Here is a 13267-nt window from a genome sequence, read left to right as displayed (position 1 = left end):
CTCAGGTCCTCGCGGTGTATGTCATGGCGTCGACTTCCGCACGCGCTTGCTCAACCTGGTCCGGTGTCAGCCGTTCGGCCAGGCGCTGGGCGAATGCGTGTTCGTTGAGCTCGGAGATTCCTGTCAAGCGAGCACCGTACAGCTCGCTCACATGGCGAACCTGCTCAATCATTTGCTCCCGGCCGGGCCGGTGTAGGGGATGGCTGATGATCAGTGTGAACACTGGCGATAGTCGTGTTGGGCGCATCCCGGTTCTCACTGCTGAAGGGTTGTAGCTGTGATCAGCACCGGGTAGTGCTGCAGCCCCAGGCGACCAGCAATATCGCTGGCAGGTACAGGCATCACCTGCAACCCAGGTGCCCAGCGGCGGATCTCTTGCAGTCGTGCAGCGTTGCTGACATTCACAGCAAGGCCTACTGCCTGCAGGCCTTGAAGTGCCGACAGCTTCTGCTTGAGCCAGGCCTGCGACGTTGGATCATCCCCAACGATGAACATCGGCTGCAGACCTGCTGCGTTGATCACTCGTCCATGTACTGGGCCGGGGCTCAGTTCTGGAGTCGACACCGGAAATGCCCCGCCCGCCCGGACGCCAGTCACAACTGGGGTGGTGTGCGTAGGCTCGGGATCAATGTCTTGGTAGTAGGACAGTGCGGATGAGCCGCCACGGTCCTCCACCACGGTGAGCACCGCTTGCTGATCAGCATTGCAGGGCAGAGCCAGGCTGCTCACGATCGCGAGGGCCAGGGCCTGCACGGCGTGTGATCGCCGGGCGTGGGGATATGTCATGGGGTCACTACCTCGAATTTGATGCCGGTGACCCGGCTAAGATGTTTCGTGAAATAGCTACGGTACTTCGCGGCCGGCGCCCCCCCGGCAGGGCGGTGATACCGCCCCGCAGCATCGATCCAGGTTCCACCCTTAGCCTTTTGTTCAGCCAGGATCTGAGCGGTCACCGCCAGGTTCTTGTATGGATCCAGGCCTTCGCAGGGATAGCGGTAGCGATGCCCGTTGAAGCGAATATTTGTTTGTCCCAGCCCCACGTCGACTCGAGCGGGTCCAGCCTTAACAATCGCTATCATCAGAGCTTGGCAAGCGTCTGCTCGTGTGGCGAAGCGGTAGCCGGTTCCGGCAACATTCAACGTCCAGGGCCACGGCACAAGCTGCCCGCGCAATCGCGTCCCGCTTTCCTGCAGTGCCACCGAATAGAGCACAACGGGCGGGACCCCGTGTCTGATGCCGATCGCCTTGTAAGCTGCTGGCGGATCTTCTACACCCCATGCGTTGCCGGCGAGCAGAACCACCGACAGAACGTAGAGCCGCCACCCGCTCACTGACGACGCCATGATCCATTCACCTGTGTTACGGCGGCTGGCAGCGAGCCACCGAGCCCGAGGCGAACCCAGCGGCCCTGGTCATGATTCAGTGTGATCAGACGGCTTTTAACGCTGGACGGGTCAATACCCGCGAGAATTGCCCAGCGGCGGATCCTTTCATCGTCTTGCTGGCTGCCGACGAAATACAGATCAAACGGCGTCTGTGACGCCTGCAGCCGTTTGACCTGGTCGATACAGGGTAGGCAGTCGTCTTTGACGAAGAGTGCCATGCGCCCGTTGCCCTCCAGAGCTGGGCCGCTCCCGGATCCGGCCTGGCCCGAAGGGGTGGTCGAAATCTCAATGGCTTTGATGCCTGGGAACATGCGCTGGTACGCCTCGTCGTAGGCTCGCTGGTAGGCGAGCTCCCGATCGACTCGTTGGCGCTCTGCTTGGACCTGCAGCTCGGCGAACCGGCGTCGTTCGCTCTCTGATCGGGCCTCGATTCCCAGCGCGGTGAGAGGGTCAAGCCCTGGCGAATACACCCCCCGGGGTCCCTGCATTACCTCTTGATATCGTTCGTACTCCTTGGGGGTCAGTCCCCACTCCTGCGCGGCTCTATCATCGAGCTTGTTCTGGGACAGGGTGCTTTCGCTGGTGAGCTGTTGAACACTGGAGGCGGCCCCTCCAGCGGCGGAAGGAAGCGGCGCGGCCTCAATGCCAATTGCGGTAAACGCGCAGGCGCAGGCGATGGCTCGAACGATCGGTAGATTCATGGTGCTTTACTCATGGCTGGATGCTCAGGGTTCGGGTTGTTCCGCCGGCGTCGAAGGTTGCGGTCCGTTCATCTACAGCCCTGAGGCGCCAGTTGCTGCCGCTGACCACTTCGCCAGGCCGAATCAGGTAGATCTGGCTCAGCCGCGTGCTACCAGTGGGGGCAACAGACAGGAAACGCTCTCCGCCTCGGTATTCGAGGCCGACCATCTGAAAGGGCGGAGGATCTTGCGGGATTGGTGGGGCTTTAACCGGTGCGGGCTTCGCCTTCGGTTTGGAGGAGGTTTTGGGGGCTGGTGCAGTCGCCTGAGCCTGAGGCTTGCTCATTTTCTGCAGTTTGCCGTCGAGCGACTCAAGGTCGGCTTTCAGTACTAGGAGATCGCCCGCAGTCGCGGATGAGCGAGTGGCTTCAGCTGCAGCCTCGTGGGCCTGCGATGCTGTGGCCTGCACAGCATCGATCCGGCTCGAGAGCGCTTGCTGGCTTATACGGAAGTCTTCCATCGTGACCAGGGGTTTGCCTGACACATTGTCGAGCCGATCGTCGATCGCGCTCACCCTGTTCTGGAGTGCATCGATCGAGACTTTTTCTGCTGCTCCATTCACGGCGCGAGACAGAGTCGACAGCTGGTACTGCTGGAACGCGATGATGGCGCCCAGGATGAGCAGGCCCATAGCAAGGGGCAGGTGTTTTCGGATCGGCAGTTTCATGGGTGTCCTCTCGAAGCCGAGTACACCCTCGCGCAACCATGATCCTGATTCAGCAGAAAATACTTAGCCCGCCGGCGTGGAATTTCTCGATCGATGTCGAAGGGCAAACCCTCTGTTGGCGAGCGCCGGGACTGAAAAGCCCCTCGTACAGTCCAGCGCCCTCTGCCGCCCTCGTGCGCTCACAATGAGCATCATGGAATACGCCGATCCTTCAAAGTCCTGGCAGCCGCGGGTTCCATCTGCTCAGTTTATGATGGCTGGATCTAAGGAAATCCTGAAAAAGACTTCCTGATTTGGCAAAATCCCCGGACACCAATCGCCGAGCTTTTCGATGATGAAACAAATGACCTTCGCCGATGCCGAGTACGCCGGTAAGCGCAAGCAGACCCGCAAGGAGCTGTTCCTGATAGAGATGGATCGGGTCGTACCCTGGGAGGGTTTGATTGCTCTGATCAAACCTCATTACCCAAAGGGCGAAGGGGGCCGTCCAGCCTATCCGCTGATGGCGATGCTGCGGATTCATCTAATGCAGAACTGGTTCGGTTACAGCGATCCGGCGATGGAAGAGGCGCTGTACGAGACGACGATCCTGCGCCAGTTTTCCGGTCTGAGCCTGGAGCGAATCCCGGATGAAACCACCATCCTCAACTTCCGTCGCCTGCTGGAAAAGCATGAGTTGGCCACCGGTATTCTCGGCGTGATCAATGGCTATTTGGGCGACCGTGGCTTGTCACTGCGACAAGGCACCATCGTCGATGCCACTCTGATTCATGCGCCCAGTTCGACCAAGAACAAGGACGGCAAACGCGACCCGGAAATGCATCAGACCAAGAAGGGCAACCAGTATTACTTCGGTGCCAAAGCTCACATTGGTGTCGACGATGAGTCCGGGCTTGTGCACAGCGTGGTGGTCACTGCGGCCAACGTCGCGGACGTAACCCAAGTCGACAAACTGCTGCACGGTGGTGAGAACGTGGTCTGCGCTGATGCGGGCTATACCGGTGTAGAGAAGCGTGAAGAGCATGAGGGGCGCCAAGTCATCTGGCAGATTGCAGCCCGGCGCAGCACTTACAAAAAGCACGGTAACCGCAGCGCGTTATACAAAGCGATACGTAAGATCGAAAGAGCCAAGGCCCAGGTTCGCTCCAAGGTTGAGCATCCATTTCGGGTGATCAAGCGCCAGTTTGGTTATACGAAAGTGCGCTTCCGAGGCTTGGTGAAAAACACTGCTCAGATGGTGACGCTGTTCGCCCTGTCGAACATTTGGATGGCGCGTCGACATTTGCTCTCCAATGCAGGAGAGGTGCGTCCGTGAAGAGTGAAGTGACTGCTGCGAGGTGCTTGCAGCGGCAAAAAAGGCTGAAATAGACGGCAGGTTTGACCGGGATTTGAGCGGCTACCGTTTTTTGAAAGTGTCGATGGCGAAGTAGCCGGAAAACAGGGGCTACTTCAGACCATCCCTAAAGCGTGGGGTTCATTGATACATTTATTATTGCAGGGAAGTGCAGTGGGCGGTCGATGTTTATCGAGTTGCCATCGGTGTGGGTTTCTACACCTTGCGAGTACAAATTTTTTATCAGGGCTTGTGTGCCGTTATCCAGTGATTCCCACCAGCTTGGTGAAATGTAGAAGTTCTCTATTAGTAACACCATAAAGGCCGCCAGGCTGTCGGCTGTTAGTTTCTTGTCCAAGAATTGTCTTATCAGTTTGTTGCAGGTCAAAGAGTGTTCTGAAAGCCAGGATAAAACAATGAAGCCTTTGCCGTCACTAGCGAATGAATTAATGGCCATGTAGTCCGGCATGTCGCCAGGAATGCTTGTTATCTTCTGGGCTTCATATCCATCAAAGTCGAATGTCGGGCCAACTATAGCACTTCCCATTATCGGTGGTGGGGATTCAAGTGTGAATACGGCGTAGTTTAAGTCGCTGTAGTCGCCCGTGACTAACATAGTGTCTAGCTTTGATTTTATGTGTTTTAGGTCGCTTGTTGTTAAGGAGTTATTATTCCCGAGTAAGGCTGATGCATTCTGGATTACGACCTGTTCAGCCAGGCTCTTTCCCCTGTCTAGGATCCTCATGAAATCAAAGGTTTTTGAGGCGTACTCTTTGCTGAAGATCTCTCTGGAAATGCCTCTGTACATAATCAGGAAGCAGTGTGATGGTACAGGCTTGAACGGTTGGTCTTCGATTGTTGAGAATAATTTTTTATCATGGCTGGCACAGAAGCCTGTAAAAGTCGAGGCGCTATTTATACCCACCTCGCTCAATTTTATTTTTGGCGGGATATTAACTTTTAGTTCTATCGATATTTTTAATACGTGCCCGTTTCTAGCTATCGCCTTCAGAGATGAGCTTTTTGAGACGGTGTGGGCATTTATTATCCCGCCTGAGCACTCGTGCTGCAATGATTGCGGTACGCTACATTTTTTATTTTTCTTGAAAGAGCCAAGGGTTTGCAAGACAGTGTGTGCTGCTACAGGTGGTTGGCGATCAATGTCTAGGTGGCAGTGTTTAAACTTCTTCCCAGATTTGCACCAGCAACGTTCATTTCGCCCTGGAAGTTTCATGGAATTCCTTATTGATCTAGTATGCCGTGTTGGTGATGAATTTTTTGAGAGCATATACACTGGATGCTAATTTATCCAGTTGGCAATGCCAATTAAGTATGCGCGTGTGCTCTCCCAGACCTTAACTAGTTATTCACTTACAGTAAACCCGCCACAGCTCATCCAACCTTGTTGTGAACGACTGGCTCAAGAGCTCTCGACGCATACCCCACTCTGGGCTTCGGGGGACGTTGGCAGACCTCAGTGTGCCTTTGCCGTACCGAAGGTTTATGCCATCCATAACCGACATCAGGCGATCGCAGGCAACTGGCTGCGTTGACGCGAACAGATCGTCAGTGAATTCACCTGGTTGCCGTAGATCGAGCAGCAGCACCTCGGCTTTGCTGTAGCGGTACCCGTCCTGGTAGACCTTCTCCACAGCCTCAGTCGCTGCCCGCGTGAGCAATAGAGTGTCGCTCGTGGGGTAAGGCAGTTCAACCAGCGCCCCTTTCGCCAAATGCAGTTCGTTGGGATTGAACATGCCTGTGCGGATCGACACTCGCATGCGCTTGCACACCGATCCCTGGGCGCGCAGCTTTTCGGCTGCTCGCGCTGCATAGGTCGCTACCGCCTGCTTGATTGGTGTCAGTTCGGTCATTTTCTTACCGAACATCCGGCTGCAGCAGATCTCCTTCTTCGGCGGATCAGCCTCATCCAGTTCGAGGCACGGCGTGCCGGCGAGCTCGCGCGCTGTCTTTTCCACCACCACGCTGAACTTGTCACGCAGCATCCGCGGATCTGCCTTCGCTAGGTCCATGGCCCTGCAGATGCCCATCGCCTCGAGGTGTGCCGTCATCCGCCGGCCAATGCCCCAGACCTCTTTCACCTCAGTGTTGCGCAGTACCCAGTCGCGCTTGAAATCATCAGTGATGTCGACCACCCCACCCGTATGCGCCTGCAGCCGCTTCGCGGTGTGGTTGGCGAGCTTCGCCAGAGTCTTGGTTCGGGCGATCCCCACACCGACAGGGATGCCAGTGCAGCGCAGCACCTTGGCGCGTACCTCCCGGCCGAATTGGGTCAGACTCCCCTGCACGCCAGTGAGATCAGCGAAGCATTCATCGATCGAGTAGACCTCGGCCGCAGGCACCATCGATTCGATCAGCGACATAACCCGCTCGCTCATGTCGCCATACAGCGCATAGTTGGACGAAAATGCCACGATGCCATGCCGCCGCAACTTCTCCTTGGCCTGGAAATAGGGCTCGCCCATCTTCACGTACGGCTTGGCGTCGTATGACCTGGCGATTACACAGCCGTCGTTGTATCTGAATGACCCTAACAGTTAGTTGAGTGTAAGATATTGATTTATAAGCAAATTAACTCCCTAACATTTTTTTGATTATTTTCCTTCGTTCCTGATGGCGATACTCCTCGACTAAGCCTATTTCAGACGTGGCTTCGCAAAGTAGGGCGGCGGATCGCAATCGACGATAGCTTCACTGTATACTTTTGGCTCCGCATACCCCTTGAGCTACAGGAACACCAGCATGACTGTACTCCAAACGCTCTACTGGCAGCCTACGCCGCCTTAGCGCTACGCCCCCTCGCAACAACCTCGCCTCCGCCAGTTTCGCTGGCGGCTGCGTACTGCTGTATGCCCGGTTCTTACACCCAAAGCGCACAGCAAAATAATCCTCACAATTTGAATTCGTATCGACGCGCTCGCCATTTTCCTGGCATGCGTGCGGTGCATTGCTTTGGATATTCTGATGCTACAAACACTCAAACAAACGTGGTTTTCCAACGTCCGTGGCGACGTGCTCGCGGGGATCGTCGTCGCACTTGCGCTGATCCCTGAAGCCATCGCTTTCTCTATCATTGCGGGCGTCGACCCCAAAGTTGGTCTCTACGCCTCATTCTGTATCGCCGTGGTGATCGCCTTTGTCGGTGGCCGCCCAGGCATGATTTCAGCCGCGACAGGGGCCATGGCACTGCTGATGGTGACCCTGGTCAAGAACCATGGTCTTGAATATCTGCTGGCCGCCACGCTGCTGTGTGGCGTGTTGCAAATTGGTGCTGGCTACCTGAAGCTCGGCTCGCTGATGCGCTTCGTTTCGCGCTCGGTGGTGACCGGCTTCGTCAATGCACTGGCGATCCTGATTTTCATGGCTCAGCTGCCCGAGCTGACCAATGTCACCTGGCACGTCTACGCCATGACAGCCGCAGGCCTCGGCATCATCTACCTATTTCCCTATATCCCCAGGATCGGCAAGCTCATCCCATCGCCACTGGTGTGCATCATCGTGCTGACCGCAGTCGCCATGTCGGTTGGGCTGGATATCCGCACGGTCGGTGATATGGGGGAACTGCCGGATACGCTGCCAATCTTTCTCTGGCCTGACGTGCCGCTGACGTTCGAGACGTTGGCCATCATCTTCCCTTACTCGGCAGCGCTGGCCGTGGTCGGTCTGCTGGAGTCGATGATGACCGCGACTATTGTCGACGACCTGACCGACACCCCCAGCGACAAGAACCGCGAGTGCAAGGGCCAGGGCGTGGCCAACATTGCTTCGGGTCTGATCGGCGGTATGGCCGGCTGCGCGATGATTGGTCAGTCGATCATCAACGTGAAATCCGGCGGTCGTTCTCGTCTGTCCTCCCTGGCCGCAGGTGTATTCCTGCTGCTGATGGTGGTGTTCCTCGGCGACTGGCTGAAGCAGATCCCGATGGCTGCGCTGGTGGCAGTGATGATCATGGTGTCCATCGGCACCTTCAGTTGGGATTCGCTGCGCAACCTGAAGAAGCACCCGTTGTCGACCAACATTGTCATGGTCGTCACCGTTGTGGTCGTGGTGGCCACCCACAACCTTGCCTTCGGCGTGTTGGCCGGCGTGCTGCTGGCCGCGATGTTCTTCGCCAACAAGGTTGGCCATTACATGGCGATCAGTTCTTCGCTGGACGAATCCGGCGAGCATCGTAGCTATAACGTCACTGGCCAGGTGTTCTTCAGCTCGGCAGACAAGTTCGTCGCGGCCTTCGACTTCAAAGAAGCCCTGAACAAGGTAACCATCGACCTGAATCGCGCCCACTTCTGGGATATCACCGCAGTTGCTGCCCTGGACAAGGTGGTTATCAAGTTCCGCCGCGAAGGCACCGAAGTTGAAGTGTTAGGTCTCAACGAAGCGAGCGCCACTATCGTGGATCGATTCGGAGTTCACGATAAACCCGACGCCATTGATCAACTCATGGGCCACTGAGAAGGAGAACAACGATGACCCAAGTAATTGCCTGTATCGACGGTTCCACCTCGGCTCCAGCTGTGTGCGACTACGCAGCCTGGGCCAGTCTGAGCCTGGAAGCCCCGCTGACCTTCTTGCATGTGCTGGATCAGCGCCAGTACCCAGTTGCGGCCGACTTGAGTGGCAATATCGGCCTTGGCAGCCGCGAGCATCTGCTCGATGAGCTTGCTTCCCTGGATGAACAGCGCGGTAAGTTGGCCCTGGAGCAGGGGCGGATCATGTTAACGGCCGCGAAAGAGCGGGCCATGACGGATGGTGTGACCGCGCCGGAGTCCAAGCAACGTCATGGCGATCTGCTGGAAAACCTGCAAGAGCTGGAAAGCGAAACGCGCCTATTGGTCATCGGTCGCCAAGGCGAGTCTAGCGGCGGTCTGAGTCAGCATGTCGGAAGCCAGCTGGAGAGCGTGATTCGTATCATGCACCGGCCAATCCTGGTCACCCCGGCCAACTTCCAAAAGCCCGAGAGCGCGATGCTGGCCTTCGATGGCAGCGCTACTACCCGCAAGGGTGTGGAGATGCTGGCGGCCAGCCCCCTGCTGAAGGGGCTGCCGATCCACCTGGTGATGGTTGGGCCAGTGAACGACGAATCGTCCGCGCAGCTGGACTGGGCGCAGAAAGTGCTGCTCAACGTCGGATTCACTGTTCGCGCCGAGACCCTGAACGGCGAGATAGAGCCTACCTTGCACGCCTATCAGAAAGAGCACGGCATCGACCTGCTGGTGATGGGGGCCTACGGTCATTCGCGCATCCGTCAGTTTCTGGTCGGCAGCACCACGACCAGCATGCTGCGCACCACCACTGGCCCACTGTTGCTGCTGCGCTAACGGCCATGGACGACGCCCTCGATCTTGCCCATTTCAAGACCCTACTGGAACAGCGGGCTGCCGAGCTGGATCGGTTGCTGGAAGACGCTGAGTCTCGCTCGCAATCGGTGGAGTTGGATCAAAGCAAGGTAGGGCGTCTGTCGAGGATGGACGCACTCCAGCAGCAAGCGATGAACGATGCCATCCGCAGTCGGGCGCAGCATGAACGCGTCCGCCTCCAGCTGGCCCTCAAGCGTTGGCACGAGGGCGAGTATGGCTGGTGTAACCAATGCGGCGAGTTGATCGCCTCGGGCCGCCTGGAATTCGATCCGGCCACGCCGTTGTGCATCACCTGTGCGAGCCGCGCCGAGTCGGATTGAAACCATGACAGCTCGTGACGTCAGTCCCAATTAACGAGGCTTCTAATGTATTTGATGGCTAAAAACTGGTTGGGCCGAACACAGAAAACAAGTGCCTGGATGTGGGCACTGCTGTGCTTTGTATTGCTTACCGTATTCCAAGTCCGCACCCATCACCTTGATGATCGGTTGTACTTCTGGATCAAGACCCACTGGCACACCGACGATTGGCAGGAGCGCTCTGTGTGGCTGCCTGACTATCGGGTTGAGCTCGATGCTAAGCCGGTTCCCGGTGTGGACAACAACCTTTCGGGCCTGACCTTCGACCCTGACCTGAACCTGCTATGGGCGGTTACCAACGGCCCAAACGAACTATTGGCCCTCAGTCGTGACGGTGACGTGGAAAGGCGCTATAGCCTGGACGGTTTCCACGATGTGGAGGCGGTGTCCTATGCCGGCAACGGCCAACTGGTAATCGCCGAGGAGCGCCGGCAGAGCCTTGTTATCGTGGATGTCCCCCTCGCCGAAGGCAGTAAGCTTTCTCCCGGTCGCTCATTGAGCCGAGACCAGTATCCAGCTCTGACCTTGGCACTTGGCAAGGCGGACAACAAAGGCCTTGAAGGGCTCGCCTACGACCTGAAAGGTGATCGCTTGTTTGTGACCAAGGAGCGTGACCCTCGCCAATTGCTGGAAGTGGGCGGCCTTCGTGCCAGCCTGGCAGGAGGTTTTTCCCTGCACGTGCGCGACCTGTCCAACTTGGTAAAGGACAAGGTATTTGCCACTGACTTGTCTTCGGTCGTCTTCGATCAACAGAGTGGCCACCTGATATTGCTCAGCGACGAGTCGAAACTGCTGATTGAAATCACCGATGAGGGCAAGGTGGTGAGTTTCCGCTCCTTGGCGAGGGGGTTTGCTGGTTTGCTGAAAGGCATACCCCAAGCCGAAGGCGTAACCATCGACGATGAAGGGTATTTGTACGTGGTCAGCGAGCCGAACTTGTTCTATCGCTTTACCCGCGAGACAGACTGACCAGTCAACAAGCTACAGTCAGGCGTGGCCGGGACGCTTGAACTGTTAGCGTGCGATTTTTACGAATTCTGCGGGTTCCCCATCAGGGCCTAGTTGGCCCTGGTTTCAGAGGGAGTGCGGTGACCTTACCGTTGGCAACCGCCTTCAGCTGAATCATCTCGAATATTAGTCGCTGGTTAACCGAAGCCAGCCGAGCTACCTCCGCTAAAAGCTGATCATTCTCTGCACGGAGCACCCTGTTCTTTTCTTTCTCGCTCATCAACGCTTGATGCTTAGAGTCTCGCTGGGCTCGCACCGACTTGCCAACGATGTTGCGAATCCTTTCCGCTATGCTTGGGTAAGTGTTATGGATGAGTCCCGGAGTCACACCTGCGGCACGGGCAACGGATGTGATGGAAAGCTTTCCGTCACCAGCAATGAGATCGTCGACGACCTTGTTGAGCGCGGCGAGTGTCTTCGACCTGGAGCGAATAGGAGAGTCAGGGCCCACCGCCTGTCTAGTCATTTGCCGCCTCCTCCATTTCCTCAACTGGAGAAAGGCCAAGGCTGGTAATTACGGGTATACGGATTTAATGGTTGATGGGGCACCTTCACCCCATCAATCTGATACCACCCTCAGATGGTTGATAGATCGACTCCGTAGTTGAGTTCCTCTGCGAAGTCCGGCAGTCCGTAACCGATGGTTTTCTTGTAGAAAGGAGAGACCTTCGCAGTCGGTGCCTTCTTCTTGTGCTTCGTGGTGTAGAGCATTCGTGCCCGCATCACCTCGAAGGAGTAACCGCGCCCTTCACGGTTCTTGTCCTTGGCCAGTCGGTTGATGGACTCCGTGTAAGCGTTGGTGACGGGCATGTCCGTCTCGAAGTAGGTCATGGTCTCTTCGCGCCAGTTTCCCACTGCCCTGACCAGATCGCTCCAGACTTCCTTTTGGCCCTTCGGGATGGTGGCTATCCACTCGTCCAGGGCGGCTTCTGCCTGGAGCCGTGTGGTGGCGTCCCAGATGCCGTAGAAGCGCTCCTTGTGCTCGTAGGCGGCCAGCAGTTGCGGGAACGCGCCTGTCCAGGTCTCCATGATGAGGCGCTCCCGGTCTGAGACTTCGTGAGCGCGTTTCAGCAGGATTTTCCGGTCTCCCTTGAGAGTCCGGCTCTGGGACGGTTTCAGCTCCTTTCTGAGGCCCTTGCGCACTCTCTCTAGGGCATCGTTGGCCATGCGCACCACATGGAACTTATCGACCACGATACGGGCCTGGGGCAGCACAGCCTTGACCGCTGCCCGGTAGGGGTTCCACATGTCCATGCTGACGATCTCGACCTTCTGCCGGTCTTTCAGCTTCATCAGGTAGTTGGTCACCACGTCCTGGCGGCGGGTGGCCAGCAGGTCGAGCAGGGTTCGCTCCTCAATGTTGGTCAGAATGCAGCGGTAGCGCTTGTTCAGGTATAGCTCGTCAATGCCCAGGATGCGGGGCGTCTCGAAGCGGTGCCAGCGCCCCAGGAACTCGGCGCGGGCGTTGAAGATGTCGCGCACCGTCTTCTCGTCCAGGCCGGTCTGTGCCGCCACAAAGGTGTAGGGGTGGTTGAAGGATTCCTTCTCCACGTACTCATGCAGCCGCAGTGTCATACGGAATCCGTCCACCATCTCCGGTAGCTGGGGCCTGAATGTTGTCTTGCAGGCCCGGCAGGTGTATCGGCGGCGGACCACCCAGAGAGTGACCCGCTTGCCGTGGATGGGCAGATCACGATAGGGAACGTCACGCTTGCCGAACCGTACGAACTCACCCTGCACGCCGCATTCCTCGCAGGCGATGGGATCGGGCACGTCCACCTGGAAGTGCATTTCGTCGTCGGTTGATTTGCAGCCCAGTACTTGGTATTGCGGCAGGTGAAGGATGTTGTCGGGAAGTTCGGTCATGGTGTTGTATAGGCGTAGGTGTCAGTCAGATCCATCCGGCTCGGCATTGGTGTTTGCTTTTTTACCCAACAAGCTGCTGGAAACGAAAAGTAAGGCACCGAGGACAATTGCAATATCAGCCAGGTTGAAGGCCGGCCAATGCCAGTCTCGCCAATAGAAATCAAAGGAATCCACAACATAGCCGCGAAAGACCCGGTCAATCAGGTTGCCCATGGCGCCACCGAGGATAAGACTGTAAGCGATGGCTTCTCCTTTATGACGATTTTCAAGGATCAGCTTGATCAGAAAAATCGAGACCACTACCGCGATTCCGATAAAAAAGTAGCGCTGCCAGCATCCACCATTCGCAAAAAGACTGAATGCGGCACCGGTGTTCCATAGGTGCACCCAGTTAAAGAACGGGGTCACCGAAACATACTCGCCATAGGCCATTGATTGCTGCACCAGCCACTTTACAGCCTGATCAGACGCTGCCAGCAGGCCCGATATGGACAATAGGGCATACGGCGAGAGCTTTTTGCCAATAATGAGCAT

General features: G+C 56.8%; 14 protein-coding genes and 1 pseudogene. 5 read left to right on the top strand and 10 right to left on the bottom strand.

Annotated elements, in window-relative coordinates; genetic code table 11:
- Position 1 precedes the first annotated feature (1 nt).
- Genes K5H97_RS22115 through K5H97_RS22095 form a run of 5 tightly spaced genes read right to left on the bottom strand, consistent with a single transcriptional unit; the run spans position 2 to position 2792 of the window.
- Positions 2-223, bottom strand: a complete 222-nt coding sequence (locus tag K5H97_RS22115) for a hypothetical protein (RefSeq protein WP_023628660.1) — start codon at positions 221-223, stop codon at positions 2-4.
- A 32-nt stretch (positions 224-255) separates the two neighbouring features.
- Positions 256-786, bottom strand: coding sequence for an integrating conjugative element protein (locus tag K5H97_RS22110; RefSeq protein ID WP_051555665.1), 531 nt, complete (start codon positions 784-786; stop codon positions 256-258).
- Positions 783-1343 carry a lysozyme family protein gene (locus K5H97_RS22105; RefSeq protein ID WP_023628658.1) on the bottom strand — a complete coding sequence of 187 codons (561 nt, stop codon included), beginning with the start codon at positions 1341-1343 and terminating at the stop codon, positions 783-785. Before K5H97_RS22105 ends, K5H97_RS22110 begins: the two co-directional genes overlap by 4 nt.
- Complete coding sequence (locus K5H97_RS22100; RefSeq protein ID WP_028690566.1) at positions 1328-2086, bottom strand: TIGR03759 family integrating conjugative element protein; 759 nt, start codon at positions 2084-2086, stop codon at positions 1328-1330. Before K5H97_RS22100 ends, K5H97_RS22105 begins: the two co-directional genes overlap by 16 nt.
- 10 nt (positions 2087-2096) lie before the next feature.
- Positions 2097-2792, bottom strand: coding sequence for a hypothetical protein (locus K5H97_RS22095; protein ID WP_028690565.1), 696 nt, complete (start codon positions 2790-2792; stop codon positions 2097-2099).
- Between the two features lie 334 nt (positions 2793-3126).
- Between K5H97_RS22095 and K5H97_RS22090 the strand changes: the two genes are divergently transcribed.
- Entirely contained in the window at positions 3127-4107 is a 981-nt protein-coding gene (locus K5H97_RS22090; RefSeq protein WP_024086516.1) for an IS5-like element ISPa26 family transposase, read from the top strand.
- A 145-nt stretch (positions 4108-4252) separates the two neighbouring features.
- Here K5H97_RS22090 and K5H97_RS30200 read toward each other — a convergent pair whose 3' ends face one another.
- Positions 4253-5359 carry an SEC-C domain-containing protein gene (locus K5H97_RS30200; RefSeq protein WP_162175276.1) on the bottom strand — a complete coding sequence of 369 codons (1107 nt, stop codon included), beginning with the start codon at positions 5357-5359 and terminating at the stop codon, positions 4253-4255.
- A 133-nt stretch (positions 5360-5492) separates the two neighbouring features.
- Positions 5493-6659: pseudogene (umuC, locus tag K5H97_RS22080) on the bottom strand (translesion error-prone DNA polymerase V subunit UmuC); the annotation flags it as partial.
- A 448-nt stretch (positions 6660-7107) separates the two neighbouring features.
- Here umuC and K5H97_RS22075 point away from each other — a divergent pair.
- Genes K5H97_RS22075 through K5H97_RS22060 form a run of 4 tightly spaced genes read left to right on the top strand, consistent with a single transcriptional unit; the run spans position 7108 to position 10828 of the window.
- Positions 7108-8595, top strand: a complete 1488-nt coding sequence (locus K5H97_RS22075; RefSeq protein ID WP_028692951.1) for a SulP family inorganic anion transporter — start codon at positions 7108-7110, stop codon at positions 8593-8595.
- Between the two features lie 14 nt (positions 8596-8609).
- Positions 8610-9461 (top strand): universal stress protein, encoded by an 852-nt coding sequence (locus K5H97_RS22070; protein WP_028692952.1) that lies wholly within the window; start codon positions 8610-8612, stop codon positions 9459-9461.
- A 5-nt stretch (positions 9462-9466) separates the two neighbouring features.
- Entirely contained in the window at positions 9467-9820 is a 354-nt protein-coding gene (locus K5H97_RS22065; RefSeq protein WP_028692953.1) for a TraR/DksA family transcriptional regulator, read from the top strand.
- Positions 9821-9865: 45 nt separating this feature from the next.
- A complete protein-coding gene (locus tag K5H97_RS22060) occupies positions 9866-10828 on the top strand; it encodes an SdiA-regulated domain-containing protein (protein ID WP_028692954.1) in 963 nt (320 codons plus the stop codon).
- A gap of 82 nt (positions 10829-10910) precedes the next feature.
- Here the strand turns inward: K5H97_RS22060 and K5H97_RS22055 are convergent, their stop codons facing one another.
- From K5H97_RS22055 to lspA, 3 genes are all read right to left on the bottom strand, one after another.
- The gene (locus K5H97_RS22055) at positions 10911-11333 is read right to left on the bottom strand and encodes a hypothetical protein (protein WP_028692955.1); all 423 of its coding nucleotides are present in this window, start codon (positions 11331-11333) and stop codon (positions 10911-10913) included.
- 110 nt (positions 11334-11443) lie between these two features.
- The gene (locus K5H97_RS22050; RefSeq protein ID WP_004574636.1) at positions 11444-12733 is read right to left on the bottom strand and encodes an ISL3-like element ISPpu12 family transposase; all 1290 of its coding nucleotides are present in this window, start codon (positions 12731-12733) and stop codon (positions 11444-11446) included.
- A 21-nt stretch (positions 12734-12754) separates the two neighbouring features.
- A complete protein-coding gene (lspA, locus tag K5H97_RS22045; protein WP_004574638.1) occupies positions 12755-13267 on the bottom strand; it encodes a signal peptidase II in 513 nt (170 codons plus the stop codon).

Source organism: Pseudomonas mosselii (assembly GCF_019823065.1).
GTDB classification, from domain to species: Bacteria; Pseudomonadota; Gammaproteobacteria; order Pseudomonadales; family Pseudomonadaceae; genus Aquipseudomonas; species Aquipseudomonas mosselii.
This window is presented reverse-complemented; position numbering and strand designations above follow the sequence as displayed.

Coding starts and splice junctions, on each gene's coding strand:
- K5H97_RS22105 (WP_023628658.1), bottom strand. CDS start 1,343: ATGGCGTCGTCAGTGAGCGGGTGGCGGCTCTACGTTCTGTCGGTGGTT.
- K5H97_RS22055 (WP_028692955.1), bottom strand. CDS start 11,333: ATGACTAGACAGGCGGTGGGCCCTGACTCTCCTATTCGCTCCAGGTCG.
- K5H97_RS22090 (WP_024086516.1), top strand. CDS start 3,127: ATGAAACAAATGACCTTCGCCGATGCCGAGTACGCCGGTAAGCGCAAG.
- K5H97_RS22065 (WP_028692953.1), top strand. CDS start 9,467: ATGGACGACGCCCTCGATCTTGCCCATTTCAAGACCCTACTGGAACAG.
- K5H97_RS22075 (WP_028692951.1), top strand. CDS start 7,108: ATGCTACAAACACTCAAACAAACGTGGTTTTCCAACGTCCGTGGCGAC.
- K5H97_RS22070 (WP_028692952.1), top strand. CDS start 8,610: ATGACCCAAGTAATTGCCTGTATCGACGGTTCCACCTCGGCTCCAGCT.
- K5H97_RS22050 (WP_004574636.1), bottom strand. CDS start 12,733: ATGACCGAACTTCCCGACAACATCCTTCACCTGCCGCAATACCAAGTA.
- lspA (WP_004574638.1), bottom strand. CDS start 13,267: ATGCTCATTATTGGCAAAAAGCTCTCGCCGTATGCCCTATTGTCCATA.
- K5H97_RS22100 (WP_028690566.1), bottom strand. CDS start 2,086: ATGAATCTACCGATCGTTCGAGCCATCGCCTGCGCCTGCGCGTTTACC.
- K5H97_RS30200 (WP_162175276.1), bottom strand. CDS start 5,359: ATGAAACTTCCAGGGCGAAATGAACGTTGCTGGTGCAAATCTGGGAAG.
- K5H97_RS22060 (WP_028692954.1), top strand. CDS start 9,866: ATGTATTTGATGGCTAAAAACTGGTTGGGCCGAACACAGAAAACAAGT.
- K5H97_RS22095 (WP_028690565.1), bottom strand. CDS start 2,792: ATGAAACTGCCGATCCGAAAACACCTGCCCCTTGCTATGGGCCTGCTC.
- K5H97_RS22110 (WP_051555665.1), bottom strand. CDS start 786: ATGACATATCCCCACGCCCGGCGATCACACGCCGTGCAGGCCCTGGCC.